This is a genomic window from Thioalkalivibrio sp. ALE31, assembly GCF_000377405.1.
GTDB lineage: Bacteria > Pseudomonadota > Gammaproteobacteria > Ectothiorhodospirales > Ectothiorhodospiraceae > Thioalkalivibrio.
The window spans coordinates 288078-313664 of the sequence record NZ_KB905021.1; the positions used below are offsets into that span (position 1 = coordinate 288078).

At 65.0% G+C, this 25587-nt stretch carries 22 protein-coding genes and 1 pseudogene; 15 read left to right on the top strand and 8 right to left on the bottom strand.

Annotated features, from left to right (window positions below):
• The first annotated feature begins 69 nt into the window (after positions 1 to 69).
• The 3 genes from D103_RS0104820 to D103_RS0104830 all read left to right on the top strand — a co-directional run bounded on the left by D103_RS0104820 (position 70) and on the right by D103_RS0104830 (position 6113).
• The gene (locus D103_RS0104820) at positions 70 to 318 is read left to right on the top strand and encodes a DUF4282 domain-containing protein (protein WP_018158318.1); all 249 of its coding nucleotides are present in this window, start codon (positions 70 to 72) and stop codon (positions 316 to 318) included.
• Between the two features lie 1091 nt (positions 319 to 1409).
• Positions 1410 to 2570, top strand: a complete 1161-nt coding sequence (locus D103_RS0104825; protein WP_018875982.1) for a Fic family protein — start codon at positions 1410 to 1412, stop codon at positions 2568 to 2570.
• Between the two features lie 276 nt (positions 2571 to 2846).
• Positions 2847 to 6113, top strand: a complete 3267-nt coding sequence (locus tag D103_RS0104830; protein WP_026280269.1) for a helicase-related protein — start codon at positions 2847 to 2849, stop codon at positions 6111 to 6113.
• A 16-nt stretch (positions 6114 to 6129) separates the two neighbouring features.
• Here D103_RS0104830 and D103_RS0104835 read toward each other — a convergent pair whose 3' ends face one another.
• Positions 6130 to 6891 carry a SprT-like domain-containing protein gene (locus D103_RS0104835; RefSeq protein ID WP_018875984.1) on the bottom strand — a complete coding sequence of 254 codons (762 nt, stop codon included), beginning with the start codon at positions 6889 to 6891 and terminating at the stop codon, positions 6130 to 6132.
• A 220-nt stretch (positions 6892 to 7111) separates the two neighbouring features.
• Here D103_RS0104835 and yjjJ point away from each other — a divergent pair, with 220 nt between their 5' ends.
• The 8 genes and pseudogenes from yjjJ (at position 7112) to D103_RS0104875 (ending at position 16069) form a co-directional block, all read left to right on the top strand.
• Positions 7112 to 8506 carry a type II toxin-antitoxin system HipA family toxin YjjJ gene (gene yjjJ, locus D103_RS13375; protein WP_018875985.1) on the top strand — a complete coding sequence of 465 codons (1395 nt, stop codon included), beginning with the start codon at positions 7112 to 7114 and terminating at the stop codon, positions 8504 to 8506.
• A gap of 176 nt (positions 8507 to 8682) precedes the next feature.
• Positions 8683 to 8955, top strand: coding sequence for a CopG family ribbon-helix-helix protein (locus tag D103_RS0104845; RefSeq protein ID WP_018875986.1), 273 nt, complete (start codon positions 8683 to 8685; stop codon positions 8953 to 8955).
• A 26-nt stretch (positions 8956 to 8981) separates the two neighbouring features.
• Entirely contained in the window at positions 8982 to 9236 is a 255-nt protein-coding gene (locus D103_RS0104850) for a type II toxin-antitoxin system RelE/ParE family toxin (RefSeq protein WP_026280270.1), read from the top strand.
• A gap of 634 nt (positions 9237 to 9870) precedes the next feature.
• Positions 9871 to 10997: pseudogene (locus D103_RS13380) on the top strand (Fic family protein).
• Between the two features lie 130 nt (positions 10998 to 11127).
• Positions 11128 to 11898 carry a type IV toxin-antitoxin system AbiEi family antitoxin domain-containing protein gene (locus D103_RS0104860; protein ID WP_231366578.1) on the top strand — a complete coding sequence of 257 codons (771 nt, stop codon included), beginning with the start codon at positions 11128 to 11130 and terminating at the stop codon, positions 11896 to 11898.
• Positions 11895 to 12809, top strand: coding sequence for a nucleotidyl transferase AbiEii/AbiGii toxin family protein (locus D103_RS0104865; protein WP_018875989.1), 915 nt, complete (start codon positions 11895 to 11897; stop codon positions 12807 to 12809). Before D103_RS0104860 ends, D103_RS0104865 begins: the two co-directional genes overlap by 4 nt.
• Positions 12810 to 13398: 589 nt before the next feature.
• On the top strand, positions 13399 to 13608 hold the full coding sequence (locus D103_RS0104870; protein WP_018865916.1) for a hypothetical protein: 210 nt from the start codon (positions 13399 to 13401) through the stop codon (positions 13606 to 13608).
• 211 nt (positions 13609 to 13819) lie between these two features.
• Positions 13820 to 16069 carry a hypothetical protein gene (locus D103_RS0104875; RefSeq protein WP_018875990.1) on the top strand — a complete coding sequence of 750 codons (2250 nt, stop codon included), beginning with the start codon at positions 13820 to 13822 and terminating at the stop codon, positions 16067 to 16069.
• 36 nt (positions 16070 to 16105) lie between these two features.
• Here D103_RS0104875 and D103_RS0104880 read toward each other — a convergent pair whose 3' ends face one another.
• The 3 genes from D103_RS0104880 to D103_RS0104890 are packed head-to-tail and all read right to left on the bottom strand — an operon-like array spanning position 16106 to position 19029.
• The gene (locus D103_RS0104880) at positions 16106 to 17119 is read right to left on the bottom strand and encodes a M14 family metallopeptidase (protein WP_018865914.1); all 1014 of its coding nucleotides are present in this window, start codon (positions 17117 to 17119) and stop codon (positions 16106 to 16108) included.
• Between the two features lie 8 nt (positions 17120 to 17127).
• Positions 17128 to 18567, bottom strand: a complete 1440-nt coding sequence (locus D103_RS0104885) for a glutamate-cysteine ligase family protein (protein WP_018875991.1) — start codon at positions 18565 to 18567, stop codon at positions 17128 to 17130.
• Positions 18568 to 18570: 3 nt separating this feature from the next.
• Positions 18571 to 19029: a hypothetical protein gene (locus tag D103_RS0104890; protein WP_018875992.1), complete on the bottom strand. Its 459-nt coding sequence runs from the start codon at positions 19027 to 19029 to the stop codon at positions 18571 to 18573.
• A 148-nt stretch (positions 19030 to 19177) separates the two neighbouring features.
• Between D103_RS0104890 and D103_RS0104895 the strand changes: the two genes are divergently transcribed.
• From D103_RS0104895 to D103_RS0104905, 3 genes are read left to right on the top strand one after another with little or no spacing between them, the layout of a single operon-like run.
• The gene (locus tag D103_RS0104895) at positions 19178 to 19741 is read left to right on the top strand and encodes an RNA polymerase sigma factor (RefSeq protein WP_017942834.1); all 564 of its coding nucleotides are present in this window, start codon (positions 19178 to 19180) and stop codon (positions 19739 to 19741) included.
• On the top strand, positions 19731 to 20555 hold the full coding sequence (locus D103_RS0104900) for a hypothetical protein (protein ID WP_018875993.1): 825 nt from the start codon (positions 19731 to 19733) through the stop codon (positions 20553 to 20555). The genes D103_RS0104895 and D103_RS0104900 overlap by 11 nt, the downstream gene beginning before the upstream one ends.
• 22 nt (positions 20556 to 20577) lie before the next feature.
• A complete protein-coding gene (locus tag D103_RS0104905) occupies positions 20578 to 21066 on the top strand; it encodes a DsrE family protein (protein WP_018865910.1) in 489 nt (162 codons plus the stop codon).
• A gap of 45 nt (positions 21067 to 21111) precedes the next feature.
• Here D103_RS0104905 and murU read toward each other — a convergent pair whose 3' ends face one another.
• From murU to D103_RS0104920, 3 genes are read right to left on the bottom strand one after another with little or no spacing between them, the layout of a single operon-like run.
• Entirely contained in the window at positions 21112 to 21786 is a 675-nt protein-coding gene (gene murU, locus D103_RS0104910; RefSeq protein ID WP_018875994.1) for an N-acetylmuramate alpha-1-phosphate uridylyltransferase MurU, read from the bottom strand.
• A 21-nt stretch (positions 21787 to 21807) separates the two neighbouring features.
• Complete coding sequence (locus D103_RS0104915; RefSeq protein ID WP_018875995.1) at positions 21808 to 22803, bottom strand: aminoglycoside phosphotransferase family protein; 996 nt, start codon at positions 22801 to 22803, stop codon at positions 21808 to 21810.
• Complete coding sequence (locus tag D103_RS0104920; RefSeq protein ID WP_018875996.1) at positions 22800 to 23570, bottom strand: phosphodiesterase; 771 nt, start codon at positions 23568 to 23570, stop codon at positions 22800 to 22802. The genes D103_RS0104915 and D103_RS0104920 overlap by 4 nt, the downstream gene beginning before the upstream one ends.
• 161 nt (positions 23571 to 23731) lie before the next feature.
• Between D103_RS0104920 and dksA the strand changes: the two genes are divergently transcribed.
• Positions 23732 to 24157, top strand: a complete 426-nt coding sequence (gene dksA, locus D103_RS0104925; RefSeq protein ID WP_018865906.1) for an RNA polymerase-binding protein DksA — start codon at positions 23732 to 23734, stop codon at positions 24155 to 24157.
• A 7-nt stretch (positions 24158 to 24164) separates the two neighbouring features.
• Here dksA and argA read toward each other — a convergent pair whose 3' ends face one another.
• A complete protein-coding gene (gene argA / locus D103_RS0104930; protein ID WP_081618367.1) occupies positions 24165 to 25532 on the bottom strand; it encodes an amino-acid N-acetyltransferase in 1368 nt (455 codons plus the stop codon).
• Positions 25533 to 25587 lie beyond the last annotated feature (55 nt).

Below are 25587 nucleotides of genomic sequence, written 5' to 3' on the forward strand. Positions count from 1 at the left end.
GGTTTGCCGTGGCTGTACCACCCCCTCCGAGGTCATTTGGCCTCGTCCTCTAATAACAAGGATGTATCTATGCGCGATTTTCTGTTCTTTGACACGATGCTTACCCCGAAGATCATCACCATCGTCTACTGGCTATTGCTGCTTGTGGTGGTGGTGAGTGGTCTGGGCGCGATGTTCTCCGGGAGCGGGCTTATGGGCCTCCTCATTGGGCTCGCGATTCTCGTGTTCGGAGCGATTGGTGCCCGGGTCTGGTCCGAGCTTCTGATCGTGATTTTCAAGATCAACGAGAACACAAAGAAGATGGCTGACAAGGCCTGATCAGGCTTCTTGCGACGGTAGTCCCGGACCCCTCGACCCGCATCGAAATCGTTGCGCTGGCCGAGGGATCCGGGAACCTTTGACCGGCGTCATCTGCTTAAAGCCGCTGGGCAGACTTGCCTATCCCGATCCTCGGTCACGCAGCTCTAACCTCTATGGACCGTCCGCGGTAAATGCCCTCTCGCTAGAGATCCGTGCGTGTCTGGCGTCATCTACTCTGTCGGGTTGGCACTCGCATGGCCGGTCGGTGAGTGGTGACCTGCTTTGCGATCGGTTTCTCTACCGCATTCATCGGCCTATCGAGTGAAATTGGTGCGCGCCAGTACGCGGATGTGCGCAAGGCTTCCCAAGCCCAGCTCCAGCCCCAGACCAGGCGCAGTACGATCGAGACCGGACGAAATAGGGGTGTCTTCTCGTGCGGTATAGAATCATCCGTTACCCAACAGTTAACGAGGATGGTCTGTGCGGCAAACAGAACTGGCGCCTTCCGAATCGAGACGATCACTTCACGCTCAACGCAGCGATTTTCGGGGAAAGCCTGAGCAGCATGTCTGGAGAGTATCGTGATGCGTTGGAACTGTTCGGCCCCACGGAGTGGGGATGGAGTTCTGAGATGTCTGGGGGTGCGGGTAACGTTATGAGGATCCGCCTGCGACATCAGGTTTCTTCTCAGGCGCGACACGCTACTGATGAGTGGACGGGGGCGAGGCTCGTAGCCGACAATTAACGGGCAAAGGAGGGGTGGAGCCTACGTGTGGGGCCACCCCTTCTTGCTGTTGGGTCGATAAATACAGACCGTTGACCATTAGTATCCCTCGAGCTCCTCTAAAAGCTCGTCAATTGCGCCAGAGATCGCTGCGCCCATTTCGTTGAGGAACTCGTTTCGGGTTATTCCATCTGTGCCTTACCCCGCATCCAACCCGTCATCGCCCACAGAAACCCGAGAATCTCCACACCTGGACCTTCGGTTAGAGCGGCGGGCCGCTTCCCTGTGCTGAAAAAGAAACTCTCGCATTGTCGCGTTGACCAAGAATAAGCGATCGTTTAGCGTGTCCCTTTCAGAGGAAGCGATCGCTTATTTTTGAGGACCCATGAAACGCGTAACCGGCACCTTTGAGCGCAGCACCGTGGCTGGGGAGTCAGTCGAGGCCTTCATTCCCCATCCGCTGCCGCCCAAGGATCCCCCTCTTGACCTCGGCGGCGAGCTCAGTTCGCTGCTCGGCCTGGCGAACGAGAGTCTGCGGTTGCTCGAATTGGCGGGCGACCTGATCCCGTCGGTCGAGTGGTTCGTATACGCGTTCGTTCGTAAGGAAGCGGTGCTCTCGGCGCAGATCGAAGGGACGCAGGCAACGCTGATGGATCTGCTCGAGATCGAGGCCTCCGGGGAGGCGCCGGCCGACGCAGACGTTGAGGAGGTCTGCGGTTACGTCGATGCGCTCAACTTCACCTGGGACGAGGTCGGGCGAGCAGACGGCCTGCCCCTCTCGATGCGCCTCCTGTCGCAGGCGCACGCACGGCTGCTTAGTGGTGCGCGCGGCGCGCAAAAACAGCCGGGCGAAGTACGGCGCTCGCAGAACTGGATCGGCGGGACACGCCCGGGCAACGCTGCGTTCGTGCCTCCACCCCCGCATCGACTCGGCGCGCTGCTCAGCGAGTTCGAGCGGGCAATCCACGACGAGAGTGAGCTTCCGCCACTCATCCGGGTAGGACTCCTCCATGCGCAGCTCGAGACGCTGCATCCGTATCTCGACGGCAACGGCCGCATCGGACGCCTGCTCATCACGCTACTACTGCGGCACTGGGATCTACTCACCCGGCCTCTTCTCTATCTGAGCCTGTTCCTCAAAAGGCAGCGTCAGGAATATTACCGGCGGCTCAGAGCGATACGTGACGAGGGCGACTGGGAGGGGTGGCTGTCGTTCTTCCTGGAAGGCGTGGCGGAGGTCGCTGACGAGGCCGTCGCCACCGCGCGCCGGCTTCACGTCATCATTGGCGAGAACCGAAATCGCCTCCTCGCCCGCGACGACGCGACTGTGTTGAGCCTCCGTTTGTTCGAACTACTTCCAGACCACCCAATTCTCACGGTGAACCGGGCCATGGAGCTCCTCGACTGCTCGCGGCCTGCGGCGGCCAAGGCCATGCGCGTCCTTGAGGCGGCGGAAATCGTACACGCGCTCGACGAGCGCAAGAAAAATAGGGCCGTCCTGTTCGAGGACTACCTTGCGCACTTGCGGCAAGGAACCGATATCTAGCGACCATTACTCTGGCCGGCTGTGTTGCCTCATTAGGAAACGTTACCGACTTGTCCACTTCCCCCGATTAGGTCCACGCATCACTGGAGGTTTCCGGGTGTAGCGCCCAATCTTGGACCGGCATTCGAATCCTCGCAGTGATCTGTGTGCTTCCCGAATTCGGTGGGCGTCTACATTGACCGAATGGACGGGAGGGAGGCATTGCGTGTGGCCTTCCCATCCGCAGATCCGGCACTGTGTCGGTCAAATACCTGTTTTGGGTCGTCGGGTGGCCTCATGAGTCAAGAAGATCCCTTCCCGGATACGGCGCACACTGCTGATCTCTTTAGCGACTTCCCGGAAGAGTCGTGCGAGGGGCAGGGTGTTTGGCCACCGCCGGATCGTTTCCCGCTAAACGTCGACGGGCGGACGGTGCGCGAGCGGGTGATTGCGGACCTGGTGTCTGCGGACTCGCCGTTGGTGGTGACAGGCTACGGGGCGCTGGAAGAGCTCATTCGTCTGGAGGCGGATCTGGGGGAGGTTCGGCCGCTTCGCGTTCTCTTTGGTAACGAGCCGAGTGCGGGGGAGGGCGGTCACCGCAGTCTGAAGGCGTCGAGTTTTCCCGAAGAGGTCGAGCAGTACTGGCTGGATCGAGGGATCTCCCTGCGTCTGTCGGCCCGGCTGATTCATTTTCGGGAGCGACTCCGGGAGGGCGCCGTCGAGGCGCGGTACTGGCCCGACACGCAGCGGCCACTGCACGCCAAGATCTATCTCGGGGAGGGGGCTGTAACGCTCGGTTCGAGCAATTTCAGCAAGAATGGGCTGGAGCGTCAGCATGAGGCGAATGCGCGGTTCACTGCAACGGGTGAACCGAGGCGTTACCGCGAGGCGGCGGCGCTGGCCGAGCAGTTCTGGTCGCTTGGGCATGACTACACCGATGCGTTGCTCGCGCTGCTCGAGCGTCTGCTGCATGTCGTCGGGTGGCGCGATGCGCTGGCCCGCGCCTGTGGGGAGCTGCTGGAGGGTGACTGGGCGAAGGGTTTTCTGCAGCAGGTCGACCGCGAGGCTTTCCGTGCGCTGTGGCCGGCCCAGCGTCAGGGGATCGCACAGGCGCTGTATCTGCTGGATCGTCAGGGGGCGGTGCTGATTGCAGATGCGACGGGTTCCGGCAAGACGCGCATGGGTGCGCATCTCCTGCGGGCGCAGCAGGCGCGGATCCAGGGGGCAGGCGGGATGCCCCGCTCGGTCATGATTGCACCCTCGACGGTCGTGGAGGAGTGGGAGCGGGAGGCCTCCCGGGCCGACACCGCGCTGGATGTCTTTTCGGTTGGCCTGCTCAGTCACGGCAGCCGCAAGGCATGGCAGCTGGATGATGCCCTGAGGCGGGCGCGCCTGCTCGCCGTGGACGAGTGCCACAACTTCCACAATCGCCGCTCGCGCCGGACACGCCGACTGTTTACCAACCATCTTGCCGATGACGTGCTGCTGTTTACCGCTACGCCGATCAACCGGAATGTCGATGACCTAGTCCGGATCGCGGATCTCCTCGGCGCCGACAACCTGCAGCCGAGCACGCTGAAGGCCCTGGAGCGGGTCAATCGCCCCGGTCGTTGGCACGGACTGGGCGACGATGAGGCCGCCCGGCTGCGGGACGAGATCCGCACATTTACGATTCGCCGTACCAAGCGCATGTTCAATGCCCTGATTGATCGCGAGCCCGAAGCCTATCGGGATCACTCGGGACGGCCCTGCCGGTATCCGGAGCACCGCTCGTACAGCTATTCCCTGGGGGAACCGGCTGCCGACCGTGAACGCGCCAGCCGAATCCGGGGGCTCCTGGACGAACTCTACGGTGTGGTCCAGATTCCGGTGGTCCTGGAACTGAGCGCCGTACAAAGGCAGCAGGGGCTCACCGAGGACCAGTATCGCGACAACCTGCTGCTCGGGGCGCACAAGCTGGTCCGCTACCGGGTCATGGCGGCCCTGCGGTCTTCGCGTGCGGCATTGGTTGAGCACCTGTGCGGAACGGCGGTGGCTCGGGCCGAGTTCGGGTTGGAGCATTACGCCAAGTCCGCCGACACAGGAGATGTCTTGGGCAAGCTCAAGCAACCCGGGCGTGTGCCCGAGAACCGGCTGGGCGTGCCCTTGCCTGCGTGGCTTACCGATGCGGACGCCTGGGCATCAGCCCACGCGCACGATCACCGGATCCTCTCGCAGGTCCTGGACGAGGTGCGCGCCATGAGTCCGGCGCGGGAGCACGCCAAGGTCGCCCATCTGGCTAGACTGGCGGCGCGCCACGAACGGGTGCTGGCTTTCGACAGCCGTCTGATTACCATCGCGGCCCTGAGCGCGCAGCTCGAAGAGCGGCTGCCGGGCGTCGAGATCTGGCAGGCCACGGGCAGCGACGAGCGAAGCCGCCAGGCGGTACTCCGCGCATTTCGGCCGGGCGACGGCGAGCAGGCCGGCGTGGCGCTGTGTTCGGACAGTCTGTCCGAGGGGGTGAACCTGCAGGCGGCCTCGGCGCTGGTCCATCTCGACATGCCCTCGGTGATACGCGTGGCCGAACAGCGAACCGGACGCGTCGATCGTCTCGACAGCCCCCATGCCGAGGTCGAGGTCTGGTGGCCTCGGGATGCCGAGGAGTTCGCTCTCAGCGCCGATGCTCGCTTCCTGGACCGGGCCGATGCGGTGACGGAGCTTCTCGGGACCAATCTCCCGTTGCCGGAAGACCTGCAGCAGCGGTCACGGGATAGCGTTGACGCTGACACCCTGATCCGCGAATACGAGCGTACCGCTCGCTCCATCGAGGAAGCCGAACCGCATGATGCCTTTGCCGCAGTGCGCGGACTGGTGGAAGGCGCGGGTGCGCTGGTCGAGCCCGACATTTATGAGTATTACCGTCAGCGCTCCGTGCGAGTGCTCTCAAGAGTCAGCGTGGTGGCCAGCGACACCGTCTGGGCCTTCTTCTGCCTGGCCGGCAGTGCGGACCGCGCACCGCGCTGGTTCTTCTTCTCCGGCCCGGATGCCGAAGCCACGACTTCACTGGACAAGGTGGCCGCCGCCCTTCGCGAGCGACTGGCGCCGGATCCACCCAACGGTGAAATCGACGAGCCGGCCGCGAGATGGCTGGCGCACTTTTCCGAACGCCTCCCGGAGGCCGAGCGGGCGCAGTTGCCGCTGCGCAAGCAACGTGCCCTGCAGGAGATGGCCGAGGTCCTCAAGGGCTTTTGCGAGGCGGCGGCTCGCCAGAGGGAGCAGACACGACTCGACGCCTATCTCGATCTGCGCAATCTGCTGGAGCGGAAGCCGGAGACTCTGACGGGCGGCGAGCCGGATTGGGAGGCACTGGCCAATCGCTGGCTGGAGCTCATCCGTCCCTACTGGTATCGCCGTCTGACCCAGCAGCGCCGGGGGTTTCTCCGCCTGCGGGATCTGCGCAAGGAGCTCATTGAGGCGGAAGCCGAACTGGGACCCGAGGTGCTGGAGGCGTTTTCCACCCTCCCGCTTCACAGCTCCGCCGAGGAGCGGGTAGTCGCGGCCATTCTCGGCATGCCCGTTCGGTGATCCGGCGCCGGTCGGATCACCCTGCGTCTTCGGATAGATGGCTCATGGGCTCCATGCACGATCCACAGATAACCTCGGTTTCTGGTCGCGCCCAGACGCGCGCCTCGCAGGTCGGGCAGTTCATGCGCAGACGGGGATCCGGGCGTGGCGTGGGCGGCGCGAACACCGCCGGTTTGTCGGCATCGTCGCGCATTGCGATCGTCTCGGCCGGCGCGGGGGCGCTGGCGACGGCCAGACCCTGGTGGGCCAGCATCTCCTGCACTTGGGCAAGCGATTCCGGATCGGTGGGAGCATGCCGGTCGAACCAGGGCAGTTCGAACCCGGTGGCCAGCAGGTCCGAGCAGGCCCGGGCGAACGGACCGTCGGGCTGGATGTAGTGCGTGACCCGGCGTCCGGTCTGTTTGCCATCCGGCAGGCCGGTATCGCTCGGCACCAGACCGATTGCTTCCATCTTGCCGACCCACTCCCGGTTATGGTGGTTTGATCGGCTCGGCCGGCCGAAGCACTCCTGCCAGTGATGCACCATCTCGTGTACCAGCGTGGACAGCGCGACCTCCAGCGGATTCAGGGTGAAGTACCCCGGATGAACACCCAGCTCATGGACGATCGTGCCATCCGAGGAGATGAAGCGTTCGGCGTGGTGGTAACCTCGCTGCCGGCGGGAGCTGCGCAGCGTGATCAGACAGGGAGGCAATTCGTTGTCGAACAGCCGTTCGTTGAAATGATCGAAGGCCCGCTGCAGGGCGGAGTACATCGACAGGGTGGGGGAGTCGGTCATGGTGCGTTTCCGGCATCGAGTCTTGAGTCCCGAGATTGTATCGCCCCGTTTTTGTCACAAATCCGGTCACAAACCTGGCGAGCCGAGACCTGTCCCGTCCAGGATCGAGGTCGTCCATAGGATCGTTTCACTAAATGCTTGGAGAGAAATTGAAGGGTTATATATCAAACCCTTAATGAGGTAGTATCTTCTCAATAATCATTTCAATAGGCAGGTTCGGATGAGGAGCAAGCGAGAGGCAGCGCATCAGCGGCTCGGCCAGGCGCTTGCCAGGCTCGCCCCGGCGCGCGCAGCCGATCTTGCCCGCGAACTGGGGCTGTCGGTCCCCACCCTTCACCGACTGCTGCAGGAGACGCCCGAGCCCGTGCTTGCGGCCGGGCGGGCCCGGCGCACTCGCTACGCTCTGCGCAGAGCGCTGCGAGGCGACTTCGCGCCCACTCCCATCCGTGTGATTGATGAAGCCGGCCAGCCGCACGAGTTCACGGAGCTCTCGCCCATCCAGCCGCAGGGCTGCCATGCCGACTTCGGTGGCTCGGATTGGCCTTTGGAGGATGACGACGAGAACCCCGAAGGATGGTGGGCCGGTCTGCCATACCCTTTGTACGATATGCGCCCCCAGGGCTACCTCGGGCGCCAGCTGGCGCATCGCTTGCAAGACACGCTCCAGGTGTCACCTAATCCAGAGGCCTGGAGTGACGACGATCTTCTGTGGGTTCTGAGTCGTGTGGGCTTCGATCTCCCGGGCAACCTGGTCGTTGGTGATGCCGCATTCAAGGGCTGGCAGAAGGCCCGCCTGGATCCCCCTCCGATTCTCGGGGCGGATGAACTCGAAGGGATGTATGTGAAGGCAGCGGAGGAGGCCATCTCGCTGGGCCTTGCGGGCTCCAGTGCCGCGGGTGAGTTCCCGAAGTTCACCGCCCTTCGGGACCTGCAGGGCAGTCATAGTCCGCACGTCATCGTGAAGTTTTCGGGTGCGGACGAGTCCGCGACCGTGCAGCGCTGGTCCGATCTGCTGGTGGCGGAGCATCTGGCACTGGAGGCGGTCGCAGGGCTGCCCGGTGTGCAGAGTCCGCCCAGCCGAATCCTCCAGCAACAGGGCCGCACGTTCCTGGAGATCGAGCGCTTCGATCGCCACGGACTGTTCGGCCGCAGCGCGGTGGTGACGCTGGAGACCGTGAACGCGGCCTTGCTCGGTCATGCGCCTTCGGCATGGGACGCCCTCGCCCAGGGGCTCGCCGACAAGCGTCTGCTGGCGCCGGAGGCGGTTGCAGCCATCCGTCACATCACCTGGTTCGGAAGACTGATTGCCAATAACGACATGCACCCGGGCAACCTCGCCTTTCGACCGGAGGGCGGCCGGCTCCTCCTGTGCCCGGTCTACGACATGCTCCCGATGGCGTACGCGCCGCTCCCGGGTGGGGAACTGCCGCGCGTGACGTTTGAGCCTGCCCTACCATTGCCTCGTGAACATGGCGTGTGGGTCACCACTTGTCACGCCGCGATCGGCTACTGGCAAACCGTGGCGGATGACACCCGCGTCAGTTCCACGTTTCGCAGGATTGCATCCGAAAACGCCCTCGAAATGCAAAGGCGCCTGGCACTTGTTGCGCCCTGATCGCCGGTCGTGCTGTGCCAACCGACCGCTGGCGTCTACCCTGCTTCGGGTTGGTTTCAGCCCGGTTGAGTCGCAAGCCTGTATACAGCCTGTGTATACAGAGATCTGATAGTGGACTCGCAGGGGAAAGAGACGATAGAGTATCGAAAGGTATTACCATGTGATAAGAGGCCGCTATGGCAACCTCCCTGAAGATTGACGACGTGTTGAAAAGTCGGGTCCAGCATCTCGCCAGCCAGCGTCGGCGCTCGTCTCACTGGATCATGCTCGAAGCGATTCGGCAATATGTCGAGCGCGAAGAAGCTCGCGAGGGCTTCAGGCAGGAAGCCCTCGCGAGCTGGGCTGCTTATCAGGAAACCGGCCGACACGTGACCGGGCAGGAAGCACGCGCCTGGTTGAACACCTGGGGCACGGATGAGGAAAAGGCTGCTCCGGAGTGCCACAAGTAATCGTCACCGAAGGAGCGCTGGATGGTCTGGACCGATGCCGGCGTTTTCTTTCCACCAAATCGCCGGATGCCGCCCGGCGAGCAGCCCAGGTGATCGAACGGCAGCTCCTGCTGCTGGAAACGTCACCGCATATGGGGCGCCCCGATGCCGAAGTACCCGAACTGCGCGAGTTGCTGATCGATTTCGGTGATTCCGGATTCGTAGCCCTCTATCGACACGATCCGGCCGAGGACACGGTTTACGTGCTGGCCTTCCGACATCAGAAAGAGGCGGGCTACTGATAAGGACCGCACGCACCGGTTGTCGGGACGGCTCCGTACCACGGAACTTCGATCAGAGTGCTTCGTTTCAGGAATGTTGCGCATGGCTGGGGTGCCATTGAACCGCTTCTGCGGACACCTTTCAGCTTGTAGCAAAGTCGCCAGGCACTCGTCGCACCCTGATCGCTGGTCGTGCTGTGCCAATCGGGCGCTGGTGCTGCCCTTCCTCCGATAGGCGAGCCCGCATCGGCCTGATTGAAGACGGTGGAACCGCTCCGACCGTTTTGGCCGTCTTAGCCTGCATGTGCGGTTGTTCCTGCTACACGTGCTGCCGTCTCTGCTTGCTCACATTCATCTCCAGGTACCCATCCGTGTGGCTTAACTGGGGTGTCCGCTGTCATTGGACCACTTCACACCGGCACTCCACTGATAAGTGGTGAGTCCGCCTTGCTGCATGCCTCAGTCCACGAGGAAACTCCATCCGCGGGTTTCGTCCCGCATCCAGGTGCATGATCCGGTGACTCTTCCCAGAGGGCCGACGAATCGGCTTTGCAACACGGGAATCATTGCGATCTCCTTGGTTTTTTCGTTTATCGCCCATGCATGATTGAAGTGGGGTAGAACCCGTCTACGCATTGGAAATGCGGAGATTGGCGTGCGATATATCTGGGAACTGACCGGCTGGCCCCACTGGCAGTGGGACGCGGAACATATCGCGCCGATGCTGGCCGCGGCCGCGCGCGAGCAGGGCAGGCTGCTCGGGCGGATGCAGGGGTTGGGTTTCGCGTTGCGCGAGGAAGCGTCGCTGCGGGTGCTGTCGGAGGATATCGTGGACTCCGGCGCGATCGAGGGCGAACGTCTCCCCATGGATCAGGTGCGCTCTTCCCTGGCACGTCGCCTCGGCCTGGAGGCCGGGGGACCGGTCGCTTCAGGGCGAGATGTCGACGGCATGGTCGAACTGATGCTGGATGCCACGAAGGCCTTTGATCGTGAGCTGACAGTGGATCGGCTGTTCGACTGGCATGCGGCCCTGTTTCCGACGGGGCGTAGCGGAATGACGTGGATTCCGGTCGCGCGCTGGCGGGATGCCGAAGAAGGGCCGATGGGTGTGGTGTCGGGTCCCGTTGGCCGGGAGACGGTGCACTTCTCCGCGCCACCGGCCGAACGAATCCCGGGGGAGGTCGACGCTTTCTTCGCCTGGTTTAAGACACCCGGCCCGCTGGATCCGCTATTGGTGGCGGGGCTGGCTCATCTCTGGTTCGTGACGATTCACCCCTTCGCGGATGGAAACGGGCGTATCGCGCGGGCGATCGCCGATATGGCGCTGGCACGAGCGGATGGTTCGGCGGAACGTTTCTACAGCATGTCCGGGCAGATCCTTCGGGAACGCAGCGACTATTACGCGATCCTGGAGCGGACCCAAAACCAGGGGGGGGGCTGGACATCACCCTGTGGCTGGAATGGTTCCTGGGCTGCCTGCAGCGTTCGCTGGCCAGCGCTCAGGATGCACTCGAGCACGTGCCGTTCAAGGCGCAATTCTGGGAGCGGTTCGCCACGGAGCCGCTCAATGCCCGACAGATCAAGGTGCTCAATCGTCTGCTGGACGCCTTCGAGGGTCGGATGACCTCTTCGCGTTGGGCCCGGATGGCCAAGTGTTCGCAGGACACGGCGCAGCGTGACATTGCGGACCTGGTGGATCGAGGTGCATTGAAAAAGAACCCGGGCGGTGGACGCAGTACGAGCTATTCCTTGCCGGACACGCGCGGTTTCTTCTCGTTTTAATCTACATGAGCGGTTTCTCGTGCCATACGTGCTGCCGTCTACGAATTTCGAGTCGCGGAGCGATCGAGAGTATTTGAGATATTCGCTGTAATCGTAGTCAGGCTACTGGTTAAACCAGTCGTCTTGGTTGATGTTGGGCGAAATTGTGTGGTTTATTCGTAGTGTGGCTACGATAACGAGATCCAATCTAAAGGCGCTCTATACCAGAGTGCCTCCGGGAACGCCGCTGACCACGGCCGACCTCAATGAGCTGGGCATTTCGGCCGACCTGGCGGTCTATTACGTCCGGTCGGGGTGGCTGGAACGCCTCGCGCGGGGTGTCTATTGCCGCCCGGGTGAGGATCTGGGGTTGGAGCCCAGTCTTGTCATGTTGCAGCGAAAGTTTCCGGGCATGCACGTGGGGGGCAAGTCAGCCCTGGAGTGGTACGGCATTCGGCACTACGTCATGCGCCAACCCACGCTGCAGTTGTATGGCTGGGCCTCTGGGCGGCTTCCGGGCTGGTTTTTCGAGCGGTTTCCGGCCGAATATCATCGCAAGCGCCTATTCAACGAGACGCCGGAGGCCATGCTGCATGTCGGCCCCTTCGAACATCAGGCGGGGGCACCTGATGTTGCGGCGCCGGAACGGGCGCTCCTTGAGCTCCTCAGTGAAGTGGGTGTACGGCAACCGTTGCAGGAGGTACGCGAGATCGTCCAAGGGACCTACAGTCTGCGAGCCAATGTCCTTCGCGAGCTCCTGTGCAAGACGAAGAGCATCAAGACTGTTCGTCTGGCTCTGCAGTTGGGACGCGAGTTCTCGCTCCCCTGGGCGGCTCAATTGGATCCCGTCGAGCTCCCAACCGGCAGTGACCGGCCCTGGGTATCCGGCACCGGCGATGATCTGCTGGTCCTCAAGCCATGAACTCGGCCTACCTTGAAACGGCGCGCCTGCTGACGCAGGTCGCTCCCTTCGTGTTCGCGGACGATACCTTCGCGTTGAAAGGTGGAACGGCCATCAACCTCTTCGTCCGCGACATGCCGCGGTTGTCCGTGGATCTCGATCTGGTGTTTCCCGATCACGCGGCATCGCGAGACGAAGCACTGGCTCGCATCAACGCCGCCATTGAGCGTATGGGGAGGCAGTTGGCCGAGCGTGGCTTCCAGACGTTTGCCCCCACAACCGAAGCCGGAGCCACCAAGCTTCTGGTTCGGCGCGGTCATGTCGAGGTCAAGATCGAAGCGAACTACGTCCTGCGCGGTACCGTTCAGCCGGTCCGTTCGGCTTCGTTGAGCCCTCTAGCCCGCGACAGCCTTATGGCCGACCTCGACATTCCAGTGGTGTCACTCGAGGACCTCTATGGCGGCAAGCTTGTTGCGGCCCTAGACCGGCAGCACCCACGGGATCTCTTCGACGTCATGCAGCTCTTTGAGCATGAGGGGATCACACCGGGCATTCGCCAAGCCGCTGTCGTTTACCTAGCCAGCCATAATCGCCCCGTACATGAAGTGCTGTCTCCGGCGCTACGGAACATTGAGCGGGACTACCGGCATAACTTCCAAGGCATGACAGCCGAGCCGGTGCCAATAAGCGACTTGCTGACGACACGCGATCGACTTATCCAGGGTCTCCACCAAGGGCTGGAAGACCGCGAGCGAAGGTTTCTACTCTCTCTGGTCGAGGGAGCGCCCGACTGGAGCCTCATGGATATCGCGCATGTCGAGCAGTTGCCGGCCATCCGCTGGAAGCTTCAGAACCTGGGTCGCCTCCGGGAGAACAGCCCGCAGCAATTTGTCGAGCAGGCCGACGCGCTGCGGCAACTCCTCAACCTTTGAGGGTGCCTAGGGTCGCTGTTTCCCCACGATGCTGGAACAGACATCGGGGAGCCATCTTTGTCCCGGATGCCGAGTGTTGAATGTCATGAGCGGGGCTCGTCAGGCACGCGCTGACGGCTTCATTGGCGCCCGTTTCGCGCCCGCGAAACGACGGTTGGGGCCCGGCTTGGAGAGTTCATCGAGCTCAATGTGGAAGATCATCTGATGGTCAGGCTGGCACACATTCTGTGCCACCGCGGTACAGTTTTATGCGCGCTTGGAGGGCGCAATCGGCGCGAATTGGTTTTTTGGTGGATGGGGTTGCGGCCCTTTGGAATCGCTTCATAGAGCCGTTTAAGGCCGATCCAGGGTGTTGGGAAACCATCTGAGGGTGCGCACTCATAATGATGGGGTCCCCTGTTCGAATCAGGGCGTAGCCACCATCGAATCCCGGACAGGGGCTGTCAGCGATATGGCAGCCCCTGTTTTGTTTGGGGCCCCGGGTGGGGCGGTGTTGTATTGCCGGTATGCAGGGGCTCGGATAGACTGCGCGCCGGGTCGCGTGCCTGCGCGCGGGCGGCCCCTCAAGGGAGCAACCTCGGACGAATCCATGAAACGCTACGGAATCCGCATCCGCCTGCCGGAAGGCAGCACCATGGCCATGCCGCACCTGCTGGGGCCGGACTGGGAATCCTATCGCTGGTACGACAGCGAACAGGCGCGCGAGAAGGCGCTGGCCGACATGCAGCGCGACCTCCCCAACTACCGCAAGGGTGATCACGTCGCCCAGGTCCTCGAGCGCGTCGAACGCGACGCCTGACCGCCTCCGTCTGTCCGCCGGTCGCCCGACCGGTGCTCGCATGATCACGTCATCCTGACCGACTGGATGCCGCGAACGGCGTCCTTCGCATCTTTGTGCCTCCTCGTGGTTGAAACATGCCCCCCTGCGTGCTTTAGTGCGGGGCACAAACGGAATTGCATCACATTTTTGGGGCCTATTCCGGCCGCTCGGACTGCAGGAGTCGTTGACCATGCCGACAGAAGACACCAGCGAGAACATGGACCACGCAGTGCAGACCGAGCCGGAGGCGACCCGGACTGCCGATACCGAGACCTCGATCCGCAATCCATCGCGGGCGGCCCGGGCGACCCAGCCGCGCAACGCGGCGCGGTCGAATGTCCTGGAGGGTCAGGTCGAGCGCGGCGGCGAGCCCCACTACTTCACCGAACGCGATCTGGACCGGATCCTCGAGAATCTGGACCACCTGCGCAATTCGGTCTTCCCGCGCCTGACCAAGGGCAGCCCGACCGAGGAACAAAAGCAGCAGTTCTTCCCGTCGGTGTGTCTTATTGGCGTTGGCCGCTGCGGTTCGAACATCGCGCTGGACGTGGCGGCGCTGGTGCACAGTGCGCGCTCCAACTATCTGCGCGAACTGGATAACGAGGAGGCCGGTGGGCGCGAGAAGGAAGGCCGTCCGCTGCGCTGGATTCGCAAGAGCCTGAATCTGCCGCCAGCCAACGCGGTGAAGCCCGTCTTCCTGATCGAGCCGATGGTGATGCTGGGCGACCTCGACAAGGACATCGAGGGCCGCATCCGCTTCTCCAACCGGGCGGGGCAGAACAACTTCATCGACAACTACAACAAGATGAAGATCATGGACCTGTCCGAGGTGCACGCGGGTGGCGCGGGCAATGCCCCCATCCTGGGCCAGTACCTTGCGCGCATCATTCTGAACAAGGACACCGACCAGTTCGCCAACGAGGACTGGAAGTTCATCCATTCCTATCTGATCGATTCCTGCGGTATTAAGGCGAATCAGTCACGACTGTACTTCTATATCTTCAGTGCCGGCGGCGGCACCGGCTCCGGGATGGCCTCCGAATTCGGCCTCGCGCAGCAGTACTCCTATATGCGCAAGACCTTCGATCCCAAGCTGGAGAAGCGCGAGGCCGCGAATCGCGACCATTCCTTCGTGTTCGAGCCGATCTTCGCGGCGGGGATCTGCATCCTGCCGAACATCCAGGACAACCGCGTCGAGATGTCCGAGGCGCTGCACATCAACGCGGGGCGTCTGCTGTGCAAGTACCTGGCGGAGGAATGGGACTTCTCCTACAACTTCGAGGCCGAAGAGACGCGTGACGAGGACATGATGCATCGCATCCGGCCGTGGAACGCGATGATGCTGATATCCAACGACATCATGCGCTACGCGGAGGAGACCGACGACGGCAACATCCGCCACGTCGACGTGAACGCGATGGAGCGTTACGCCAACCAGTACATCTCCCAGCAGATCTTCAACATCCTGACCGCGCAGGCGGTGACCACCGACTACGACGAGGACTACTTCCGGCGTGCCGGGGTGGATATCGGCGAAACCATTCGCCTGGATGCCAACGACCTGTTCATGAGTCTGGCCGGTCCGGTTGCGGTCGCCTACGCGGAATCGGAGGTGACTACTGGCGAGGAGGCTTCCTCCAAGAGCTCTGCGCTGGATATCGACGACTTGTTCTTCCGCTCGATCGACCTGCCCCACTTCAACAAGCAGACCGAGGCCATCGAAGGGATCAGCCTGCTGCCGATCGACGCCCCGCGCTACCGCGAGGCACTGAAGGGGTACAAGGAATCGGACATGGACGCGACGCACCTGCGCGATCTGCATTTCTTCAAGAACTGCTCGTCCATTGTCACGATTCTGTCCCTGCCGAAGGACTACAAGCTGTCCTACATGGACCTGAATCGCCTGAAGTCCCACCTGAACGGCCTGTTCCCGAATACCACACTCAAGCGCTACGCCCTGGTTATTGGCGCCTCGGCCAATCTGTCGCTGACCACCCTGGTGGTGAAGAGCCCGTGCCTGTCGGACGACTTCCTGACCCTGTTCGTCGCCTACATCAAGCGCTGCTTTGCCAACGACAAGACGCGCTTCGACGACACCCTGGACCATGCGGTGCTGGATCTCATCCGGGCCGAGGAGTTCGACGAGGCGCGCATCGACGAGATGCTGAACGAACACGAGAACCCCACGCGCATCCTCGATACCAACTGGTACGCGATCAAGCCGATGTACGAGAAGAAATACCGCGAGATGTGCAGCAACGAGAAGAGCTTTGTCTCGATTAACGACATCCGTCTGAGCCGCGAGAACGTCAAGCAGGCGATCCGTTACCTGCGCGAGATCTACCGTCACCGCACGAGCAAGACGCAGATCATCAGCCTGAACGACGGCGGCAAGGCGGCTACGGCGGCGTCGAAGCGCCGCGCCAGCAGCAAGAAGTAGGGTGGCGGCCGCCGCAACGGCAGCCGCTGGGGCGCGTCAGGGAAGGGACAGCGGCTCCATCAGGTAGCACAGGCAGTCCTGGGCGATGACCCGGGTGTCCAGTGTGAGCATGGACGGCATGGCCGGGCGCTTGAGCCGGATCTCCTGGCCGGCGCGCTCCAGATAATCCCCGGTGACCTCGGAGCCGTCCTCGGCGATCGCGACCAGCGGCTCGTCGGCATCTTCGTGCACCTGTACCAGACGGGAACCGGCGGGCAGCAGCTGGAAGTTCAGGCCGTCGAGATCGGGTTCCAGGCGCACGTCGTGCTGTGCCTCCAGCCCGGCCTGCAAGCCGGGGCGCACCCGGACCTGCGCGACGGTGTGGAAGAGCTCGATGGCGCCCTCGCGTGGCGGCTCGGGCACGAAGTGGTCCAGGTGCAGCACCGCGTCGATCATCTCCCGGGCGTGGTCCACGCCGGCGGCGTCACCGGGGTGGCCGCACTCCAGAGTGACGGCCGGCGCGATGCGTGCCAGGGCCATGGAGGCAACCCCGCGCGGCCGGGTGAAGTAGACCACGGTGCGCCCGAACAGCGCGGCCAGGTTCAGAAACGGGGACTCCAGGCGATTGATGCAGGCGTAATGGGGGTTGCGCCCGGTGTTGTTGTGCAGGTCGATCGCGGCGAACAGGCCGCGTCCCTCCAGGCGGCGGCAGAGCTCGGCAAAGACATCGGCCTCGCGCGAACCGGCCTGTTCGGTGCCCGGCCAGATGCGATTGAAGTCCGGCTGGTCGTCCAGGTGGCGCTGATTGACGGCCGCCGCCTGCGGGTTGCCCACGATCAGCGTCAGGGCGCGTGGCAGCGGCCGCCCGGTGTAATGACGCAGGAGCTGCTGTACCGCGTGCAGGCCCACCGGTTCGTTGCCGTGCAGCAACAGGACCACGGCCACCGCGGGTTCGCGCTGGCCTTCCAGGTGGATCAGGGCCGGGCCGGGCACGCACTGGTGCAACGTCTCGGGCGTGGCTTCGAGGAAGCCGTCGGGGAGTTCGAAGTGTTCGATGATGGATTGCGTCACGGGTTTCCTCAGAGTCCCCAGGTGTGGACCGGCGCGCCGGTGTTCTGCCAGCCACGATAGGCGCGAACCAGCCCGGGCCAGTCGCGCCCGTGGCGTGCGACCCAGTCCCGCTGCCAGCGTGCGCCGGTCTGGCGGCTGGCCACGCGCGCGGCGATGATCCCGAGCAGGGCGTCGCGTTCGCTGCGCTCGATGCCCAGGCGCTCCAGGCCTTCGGCTGCTCGGGGCAGCAGGTCGCGGGTGATCAGGCGGGGCGCCGGGGCCGGTTCGCGGTGGCCCCAGCGCAGGCGAGCGTCCAGTCCGTGCCGGGCTGCATTGTAGAAGTTGTCGCGGGCCTCGGAAAACGGGGTCTCCAGCGTGCCGTCCGGCGATTCGGCGACCAGGTGCTCGATCAGGCCCAGGGCGAAGGCCGTGTTGGCCAGCATGTCGATCAGTGAGGGGCCTGCGGGCAGGCAGCGGAACTCCAGGCGCAGACTGCGGTGGCCATCGGCGTCGCAGCCGACGATGGGGCGGTTCCAGCGCCAGATGGTCCCGTTGTGGAAGGCGAGGTGAGCCAGCTGGTCGGCCGGTTCGTCCAGTGCCACCGGCAACAGGACCGGAAAGTGCTCCAGGTTCTCGGTGAACAGCTCGCCGATCGAGTCATGCAGATAGCCGGTGCCGAAGGTCACGCGCCGGATCGGGCCGCGTGCCGAGTTGGCGAATCCGCCTACCTCCACGGACTGCTCGAACAGCGGGATGCGGCTCTCGGCCCACAGGTCGTGGCCGAAGATGTAGGGCGTGTTCCCGGCGGCGGCGAGGACCGGAGCGGCCGCCACCAGCGAGGCGTTGTAGGCCCGATGGGCGCGATCGGGCCGGGTCTCGATATGCACCTGGAAGGAGGTCGCCGCCGCCTCCAGCATCACATCCGCGTGGCGGTGCTGCAGGTGTTCGTGGCCGACGATATCCACCTCCAGCGGGCGCTGGGCGCGCTGTTCCAGGATGGCGCTGTTCAGCGCCCGGTAGCGGGCCTGCCGGGACATGTGGTGGAGCCCGAGATCGGCTGGCTCCAGGGTCGGCAGGCTCCCGGCCATCAGCAGGTCGGCTCCGGCATGACGGGCGGCTCGCCGCGCCTGGCGCAGGGTCTCGCGCAGCTCCTCGAGGATCGCGCCGAAGCAGCCGGGGCCGGCGCGGAAGACGCTACTGTTCAGTTCGACATTGAACTGGGCCAGCTCCCGGGTGGCCAGCGGGCTGTCCATCGCCGCGAGAAAGGCCTCGTTGACCGGCAGCGGGCGCCCTTGCGCGTCGCACAGCCAGGCCTCGATCTCGAAGCCGAGCCGCGGCGGCGGCGCGGAGTCGGTCGCCGGCTGTGTGCGCAGCCAGTCCAGCAGCCGGGCCGTCTCGTCGGCCAGGGCCTCGTGGAAACGGTCGAAATCCGCCGCGCCGAAGTGCTCTTCGCGGATTTCCCGGCCCAAGATCTAGTCCTCGTCCCGGTCGTCGGTGTCCGGGGCCTCGTCGTAGAGGCTCTCCAGGAGGTCGCCCCAGATCTGTTCGTGGTGCTCGATGAAGGCCAGCAGGTGCTTGCGGAAGGCGAGGTAGTCGGCCTCGAAGGTCTCGAAATCGGCACCACCGTTCAGCAGCTTGGCGGCGCGGTCGGTCTGCTGCAGGCTGTCGCGCAGGTTGAGGCTGGCGGCCATCGCGCCCTTCACGCGTTCGCGTTCGTGCGGGATCCAGGCGCGGTCCGACAGCATGGAGCGCAGGTTCTCGCCCAGCTCCAGCAGGCGCTTGCGCAGGCGCGGGACGGCCCCGATGGTGCCGGTCTTGAGTTCGCCCCAGACCGCGTCGGTGATCAGCCGTGACCAGCGCTCGCGCAGGTCCTGCACGGTGTCGGGGTCGAACGCGAACGCGCGCTCCAGTTGTTGCGGATCGAATGGCATTGGGTATCCTGATCGACGGAATCGGGGATGCGCGATTTGTGCGGTCGCAAGGCCGGAGTATCGGAATAGCCCCGCGCCCGGTAGCGTCCTACAGGGTACAAGAACAAGCAAGGCCGCATGTACGGCCTGCGGATGGAGGAAACACAACATGGCAACCTGGTTCGCGCAGCGCAGGCTGCGCCAGAAGGTATGCGACCTGCGGCCCCAGATGTACCGCATGGCCTTTGCGTGGTGTCACGATGCCGCGCTGGCGGATGATCTGGTGCAGGAGGCGATGATGAAGGCCCTGACCCGGCTGAAGTCGCTGCAGGACGAGAGCGCCCTGAAGGCGTGGGTGTTCCGGATCATGACCAACTGCTACCGCGACTGGGGACGGCGGCAGAAGGACACGGTGGACGTGGACAGCATGGAGCTGCCCTGCGAGGACTGCCCGGAGCAGCAGACCGAACGCAACCGCATGGTGGCGGACGTTCACCGGGCGATGGCCGAACTGAGCACCGATCACCGGCAGGTGGTCGCGCTGGTGGACCTCGAAGGCTTTGCCTACTCCGAGGTCTCGGAGGTGCTGGATGTACCCATCGGCACCGTGATGAGTCGCCTGAGCCGGGCTCGGGCACAGTTGAAGAAGGTGCTGCTGGAGCAGCAGGCCGACACGGGGAAAGCGGCCGATACACCCTATCTCAAGGTAGTGAGGAATCGGCATGTCGAATGAACGACTGAGTGCAAGGAACCGCCCCAGCGAGGAGATCCTCAACGCCTTCGTGGATGGCGAGTTTTCTCCCGAGGATCGTCTCCACACCCTGAAGACGATTGCCTCCAGCGAGCACCTGAGCCGCGAAGTCTGCGACATGCACCAGCTCAAGGAGCTGGTGAACATGGCGTACGAGGATGTGCCGGCTGGTCGCACCGGGGCCCCCGGCGGGCGCTGCCGGTTGTCGCGCGGCGGTCGTTCGGCCTGGTTCCCTTCGGTCGCCGCCGGAGTGCTCGCGCTGGTCGTGGGTTCGCTGGGCGGCTACGAGATCACCCGGGATGCTGGTTTCTTCGGCGGCGAGCCGTCGGCCGCGATCGATCAGGACGCCGGGGCCATGGCGCAGATGGCCGCCAGCGATGACGTCGCGGGCGGCGCGGCGGCGCCACAGCAGGTGTTTTCCGCCACCGAGACCGACCAGATCCTGCTGCATATCAATGAAGCCGATCGCCGCGCGATGGCGGAGCTCCTGGATGACATCGAGAGCATGTACCGCGAGGCGGCCACCGTCGGGCGCGATCTGAACGTGCAGGTCGTGGTGCACAACAATGCGATGGACCTGCTGCGTACCGACAGCGCCCCGTATCCGGAGCGGGTTGCCAGCATGGCGCAGGATTACCCCACGCTGCGCTTCACCGCCTGTGCCCAGACCCTGAACCGCCTGGCGCGCGAGGAGGGCAAGACGGTCGACATCCTGCCGCAGGCCGAGCTGATCGATTCTGGCGTCGCCGAGGCGGCCCGCCGTCAGGCCGAGGGCTGGATCTACATCAAGGTCTGATCCGGCCTTGCCGGCACCCCGCATGTCGCCCGCGAACCGCACAAGACGCCCCGGCTGGTTTCTGGCCGGGGCGTTTCTGTTGATGCTGATCGCGGGCGGCGCGACGGCATTGTTGTTTGGCACGGTCGCCGACGCCCCGGCCGCCGACGAGCCGCTCCGGGTGGTTTATCACATCAATTCCGATGACCCGGAGCTCCACCTGAATGCCCTGCGTAATCTGCAGAATCACATCGATGGCAGCCCTGATGGCTCACCGCTGGAGATCAAGGTGCTGATGCATGGCAGTGGCATCACCCTGCTGCAGCACGCGCGCAGCGATCCGGATCTGCGCAGTACGGTGAATACCCTGAAACTGCAGGATGTCCGTTTTCTGGTGTGCGGCAACACGATGGCCTCGCGCGGGCTGGAGCGCGAGGATCTGCACGAGGTGGCGGAGCAGGATGTGGTGCCCAGCGGCATCGTGGAACTGACCCGGTTGCAGCGCGCCGGGTATACCTACATCAAGCCCTGATCGGGGCGATGGCGCGGGTGCCGTTCACTTCGTGACGGCGGGCGCTCAGCGTTTCCCCAGCTCGGCGTCCAGAGCCGCCAGGCGCTCCGGGGTACCGATGTCGCGCCAGTCTCCGGTGTGGTACTCCCCGGTGACACGGCCGGCGGCGATGGCCGGGCGCAGCAGGGGGGCGAGCGCATGGCGGCCGGGCGGCAGATCGCGGAACAGGGTCGGGTCGTACCAGCCGATGCCGCTGAAGGTCAGGGCCTCGCCGTCGTCGAGTCCGATCTGTGCGTCCTTCAGGGTGAAGTCGCCCTGCGGGTGATGCTCCGGGTTGTCCACCAGCACAAGGTGCGCGAGGGGCCGGTTGGTGGACCGGCGCAGGGTCTCCGGCGGGGTCAGCGGATGGTCGCACCAGACATCGCCGTTGACGACCAGGAACGGCGCGTCGCCCAGCAGCGGCAGCGCCTTGCGGATGCCGCCCGCGGTCTCCAGGGCCCCCTCGGGCTCTGGTGAGTAGTGGATCGCCAGACCGGCGTGCTGCGCGCCCAGCGTCGTGCGGATCTGCTCGCCCAGGTGCGCCAGGTTGATCACCACCTCGCGGTAGCCCGCGGCCGCCAGGCGGTCCAGGGTGTAGGTGATCAGTGGGCGCCCGCCGACTGGCAGCAGGGGTTTCGGGCAGTGGTCGGTCAGCGGGCGCATGCGTTCGCCGCGGCCGGCGGCCAGGATCATCGCGCGCATGGATCCGTGTGTCCCCATGGTCTAGTTGTCCTGCAAGCGTTCGGGCATGTCGGTACGGAACCAGGCAGCGACCGGCCCCAGCTCCGGATGCATCAGCCCCTGCGCCAGCAAGCGGTGCAGGCGGGGCAGGTGCTCCAGGTAGCGGGGCTTGGCATCGCGCCGCGCGAGGCGCACGAAGATCCCGAGGATCTTGGTGGTGCGCTGGACGCCGAGGACCCGGTAGTGGTGCATGAATGCCGCGCGGTCCCAGGATGCAGCCGCGAGGTAGCGCTCCAGGCCCTGCGCCACGGTGTCCGGGGACACCTCGCGGCGGGCATCCTCCAGCAGCGAGACGACATCGTAGGCCGGGCTGCCGATGACTGCGTCCTGAAAATCCAGCACGGCGCAGGCCCGGTCCTCGCCGGGGGGCAGCATCAGGTTGTCAACGTGGAAATCGCGCAGGACCAGGGTCCCGTCCAGGCTCGGGCGCCCGTCCAGCGCCGATCGCCAGGCCTGCAGGAAGGCGTCGCGCCGGGCCGTCGCCAGCGGCGCTCCCCGCTGTTCCGGCCAGTACCAGTCGACAAACAGGGCGACCTCGTCGAGCAGACGCGGCATGTCGTAGGCGGGCAGGGCCGGGGCCGTCGCGGCCCTGGCCGGCCAGGCGCTGTGGAGCTGGAGCAGGGTGTCGATGGCGCGGTCGTACAGCGGGCCTTCTGTGGACCCCTCGGCCAGTGCCCGGGTAAAGGTCCGGTCACCCAGATCCTCGAGCAGGACGAATCCGGCTGCCGGGTCGTGCGCCAGCACGCGCGGCGGGCGCAGACCCAGCGACTCCAGCAGCCCCGCGATCTGCACGAACGGTTCGGTGGCCTCGCGCTCCGGCGGGGCGTCCATCAGCACCACCGGCTCGCCATCGCGGTGCAGGCGGAAATAACGGCGGAAACTGGCATCCGCACGCAACAGGGCAAGGTCCGTGAAATCGCCTGGTTGGCGCGCGAGCCAGGCCTGGAGCTGATGGCTGCGGGCGTCATCCGGGATCATGTGCGAGCCTCCTCGCTCACGCGCTGGATGCGGGTGTCGATCCGCCCGTCCGGGTGCAGGTCCAGCACCCGATAGCCGGCGGCCTCGGTATCCAGCGCGAAGCGTTCGGATTCGGGGGCGAACTGGATACAGGTGGAGGGGCAGCCGAGCAGCTCGATGCCCTGGCGTTTGCCGCGGAAGTCCTGGTGGATGTGGCCGAACAGGCAGGCGCGCACACGCGGGTGGCGATCCAGCACCGCGAACAGGTCGTCCGGATTCGACAGGCCGATCCGGTCCATCCATGCGCTGCCAATCGGGACGACCGGGTGATGAATCGCGATCAGGCCCCAGTGGTCCGGATGGGTGGTCAGCACCTGATCCAGTCGATCCAGCTCGGCGGGTTCGATACGGCCGGCCGCCTGGCCCGCGACCGCCGAATTGACGCCGATCAGGAGCCAGCCGCCCAGTATGCGATGGCCGTCCAGGGGGTACCCGGCCGCGTCGAACGCGCGGTGCAGGGTGTGCCAGTCGTCGTGATTGCCGGCCAGCCCGGCGACGGGCCAGCCCTTTACGTGCTGGTCGAGCAGGTGCAGCAGACGCGCATAGGCGGCCGGCGCCGGATCCTCGGCCAGGTCGCCGGTCAGCCAGAGCAGGCCCGGGCGATCCTCGTTCCGGGCCAGTGCCTCGAGGACCCGTGCGAGCTGGCGGTCGCTGTCGGGGTAGCCGGCCCGGATCGGGCCTGGCTCCCGTCCCAGGTGGGTGTCGCTGATCTGGAGGATGCGCTGCATGCGGGCTGTGTCGGTGTCCGTGGTTCCAGGGATGTGCATCGGGGCGGGTTTTTCTGTTTGCCGCCCGACGGGGGGATTGCCCTATACTCGATCGGGTGTACCGCGTATCGCGCCGGGGCCTTTCCGCATGGGGCGGAAAGGGGCCTGGCGAGGGGCCCGAGATGAGCCAAGATGCCAAGACCCGCCCGGATTCCGGGTACCGCCCGTCCGAGGACGAACCCTACATGAATCCGCGTCAGCTGGACTACTTTCGCGCCAAGCTCGAGGCCTGGCGTGCCGAGCTGATCGAGGAATCGGAACAGACCCTGGAGCACCTGCGCAGCGAGAGCTGGCAGGAGCCTGACCCCAACGACCGGGCGAGTCACGAAACGGATGCCGGCTTGGAGCTGCGCACGCGGGATCGCTACCGCAAGCTGCTGAACAAGATCGACGCGGCGCTGGCGCGCATCGACCGCGGCGAATACGGCTACTGCGAGGAGACCGGCGAGCCGATCGGGATTGCCCGACTGGAGGCGCGGCCCATCGCCACCCTGAGCGTTGCCGCCCAGGAGGCCCACGAGCGCGACGAGGCCCGCTACGCGCAGTAGTCCCTGGCTATGCTTCGGTCAGGTTGCGGGTGAAGACCCGCGAGTTGCGCGCCTGGTTGTACCGGGTCTGGCGGCTCGCGGGGAGGTCATCCACCTGGCCCGGGGTGTAGCCACGCTCCTGGAACCACTGCGCGGTGCGCGTGGTCAGCACGAACACCCGCCGGATCCCCTGCTCCCGCGCCAGCTGTTCCATCGCCTGCAGTAGTCGGTCGCCGCGCCCGCTGCCGCGGTAGTCGCCATGCAGGGCCAGGCAGGCGATCTCCGCCGCATCCGCCTCGAACGGATACAGCGCGGCCGTGCCAATGATCAGGCCGTCCGCCTCCAGCACCTGAAAGCGGTCGATCTCCAGCTCCAGGTGTTCACGCGCGCGGTGCACCAGGATGCCTTCGGCCTCCAGCGGTTCCAGCAGCGCGTGGATGCCGCCCACGTCGTCGAGCGTGGCCGGGCGCAGGCGTTCCAGCGGCTCGCGCGAGACCAGGGTCCCGATCCCCTGACGGGTGAAGAGTTCGGTCAGCAGCCCGCCGTCGTCGTGCCGATCCACCAGGTGCACCCGCATCGCGCGCTGGTGGCAGGCATCGATCGCGCTCCTCAAATGGTTCGCCAGTTCCTCCGGCAGGTCGGGGCTGGTCTCCAGCAACTCCTGCGCGGCCGGCACGGTGAGCTGGTCGAGCACGCCGTGTTCCGGGTCACGCAGCACGCCGGCCTCGGTCAGGAAGATCAGCTTGTCGGCATTCAGTGCGATCGCCACCTGGGTGGCGACGTCTTCCCCGGAGAGATTGAAGACCTCGCCGGTGGGGGAGTAGCCCAGCGGTGACACCAGGGCGACCTGCTCGCGCTCCAGCAAGGCCGCGAGCCCGTTGGTATCCACCCCGCGGACCTCGCCGGTGTAATGGAAGTCCACCCCGTCGCGCACACCCAGCGGTCGGGCGGTCACGAAATTGCCGCTGGCCACGCGCAGCCGCGCGTTCCCGGTGCCGGGTTGGCCCAGGCTGCGGGACAACAGCCCCTCGATCTGCAGGCGCAGCCGGCCGACCGCGTCCAGCACGGCCTCCAGCGCCGGGGCATCGGTTACGCGCAGCCCGTTGGCGTACGCCGGCGTCAGCCCGCGCTCGGTCATGCGGGCCTCGATCTGCGGGCGCGCGCCATAGACCAGCACCACCCGGATGCCGAGGGCATTGAGCTTGGCGATGTCGCGCATCAGCGCCGGAAACTCCGGCGCCAGGGCCGCCTCGCCCGCCAGCGCGATCACCATGGTGCGTCCGCGGTGGGCCGCGATATAGGGCACGGCATCGCGGAACCACGCGAGTTCCCCGGGCTGCGGGGCTCGCCGCGACGGTGTGTGCTGGCCTGCGGGTGTTGGGGGGGCGGTAGCCACGGCGCGTTCCGTTTCCTTCGGATGTCCTGAGCCGACAGTCTAGGGAAACACGGAT

Coding starts and splice junctions, on each gene's coding strand:
- D103_RS0104915 (WP_018875995.1), bottom strand. CDS start 22,803: ATGATCCCGGATGACGCCCGCAGCCATCAGCTCCAGGCCTGGCTCGCG.
- D103_RS0104845 (WP_018875986.1), top strand. CDS start 8,683: ATGGCAACCTCCCTGAAGATTGACGACGTGTTGAAAAGTCGGGTCCAG.
- D103_RS0104835 (WP_018875984.1), bottom strand. CDS start 6,891: ATGACCGACTCCCCCACCCTGTCGATGTACTCCGCCCTGCAGCGGGCC.
- D103_RS0104905 (WP_018865910.1), top strand. CDS start 20,578: ATGTCGCCCGCGAACCGCACAAGACGCCCCGGCTGGTTTCTGGCCGGG.
- D103_RS0104900 (WP_018875993.1), top strand. CDS start 19,731: ATGTCGAATGAACGACTGAGTGCAAGGAACCGCCCCAGCGAGGAGATC.
- D103_RS0104870 (WP_018865916.1), top strand. CDS start 13,399: ATGAAACGCTACGGAATCCGCATCCGCCTGCCGGAAGGCAGCACCATG.
- D103_RS0104860 (WP_231366578.1), top strand. CDS start 11,128: ATGTTGGGCGAAATTGTGTGGTTTATTCGTAGTGTGGCTACGATAACG.
- yjjJ (WP_018875985.1), top strand. CDS start 7,112: ATGAGGAGCAAGCGAGAGGCAGCGCATCAGCGGCTCGGCCAGGCGCTT.
- D103_RS0104920 (WP_018875996.1), bottom strand. CDS start 23,570: ATGCAGCGCATCCTCCAGATCAGCGACACCCACCTGGGACGGGAGCCA.
- murU (WP_018875994.1), bottom strand. CDS start 21,786: ATGCGCGCGATGATCCTGGCCGCCGGCCGCGGCGAACGCATGCGCCCG.
- dksA (WP_018865906.1), top strand. CDS start 23,732: ATGAGCCAAGATGCCAAGACCCGCCCGGATTCCGGGTACCGCCCGTCC.
- D103_RS0104820 (WP_018158318.1), top strand. CDS start 70: ATGCGCGATTTTCTGTTCTTTGACACGATGCTTACCCCGAAGATCATC.
- D103_RS0104865 (WP_018875989.1), top strand. CDS start 11,895: ATGAACTCGGCCTACCTTGAAACGGCGCGCCTGCTGACGCAGGTCGCT.
- D103_RS0104830 (WP_026280269.1), top strand. CDS start 2,847: ATGAGTCAAGAAGATCCCTTCCCGGATACGGCGCACACTGCTGATCTC.
- D103_RS0104890 (WP_018875992.1), bottom strand. CDS start 19,029: ATGCCATTCGATCCGCAACAACTGGAGCGCGCGTTCGCGTTCGACCCC.
- D103_RS0104895 (WP_017942834.1), top strand. CDS start 19,178: ATGGCAACCTGGTTCGCGCAGCGCAGGCTGCGCCAGAAGGTATGCGAC.
- D103_RS0104825 (WP_018875982.1), top strand. CDS start 1,410: ATGAAACGCGTAACCGGCACCTTTGAGCGCAGCACCGTGGCTGGGGAG.
- D103_RS0104875 (WP_018875990.1), top strand. CDS start 13,820: ATGCCGACAGAAGACACCAGCGAGAACATGGACCACGCAGTGCAGACC.